The following is a 768-nucleotide window of genomic DNA, read 5'->3' as shown; positions in this document are numbered from 1 at the left end:
CTACATCTGGACCAAGACCGCCGACGAGATCCTCGAACGCCTCAGCTCATATCTGAACAGAATTCCCGACTCAGAAGACTAGAAAACCGCCCGGCCTCGTTGCTCAGCGCAGGAAGACAGCGCAAGGGCGAAGTGGTTGCTGCGCGCGACGCGGCACGGCGGCGTCTGAAAACAAGCTGTAGAAGGAACCTGTCTGCTGTGCGTGTGATGGGGTGACCACACTCGCACGCTCTTGCGCACCAGTGTCCGGGTACACGTGTGTGGGACGTGGCGTCGCATGCAGCCGAAAAGGGGCAGGCAGGGGGGCACGTGTCGTTCGAAGAAGAATGGGCGCAGCACAAAGCGGATGCCGCGGATCAGAACTCCGTCCAGATGCAACTGAACCAGACTCCGGACGGCGACTACCGCCCCGGCCGGGCCAAGCCCCAGCCGGAACCGGGACGCAAGGAACGCGTCAGAATCCAGACGACCCACATGATCAACTCGTCGTGGGGGATGCTCGGCCTTCGTGACTCCACCTATGACACCCTCGATGCCCTGGTGACCGAGCTGGACAAACAGCGCGGCATGGTGGGTGACGACGACGCGGGCGCGGCGTTCGCGAAGGTCTACAAGTCCGCGGCGGCCACGCTCGTCGACCAGCTCGACTTCGCGTCCTTGGTGATGAGCAGTGGTGCGAACGCACTGTTACTGAGGTTTTCGGGTTGGTGTCGGATGGTGACGTGCGGTGATCCCTGCGGTAGGCCGGAAGCATGCGGTATGCGCAGG

1 pseudogene is annotated in these 768 nt (G+C 62.8%); it reads left to right on the top strand.

What is annotated here, in order from left to right:
• Positions 1-309 precede the first annotated feature (309 nt).
• Positions 310-768 (top strand): annotated as a pseudogene (locus ACYVOO_RS15500) (hypothetical protein); the annotation flags it as partial.

The sequence above is a fragment of the Streptomyces daliensis genome (assembly GCF_054782395.1).
The sequence above is the reverse complement of the archived record's forward strand: the minus strand, read 5'-3'. Positions and strand labels throughout refer to the sequence as shown.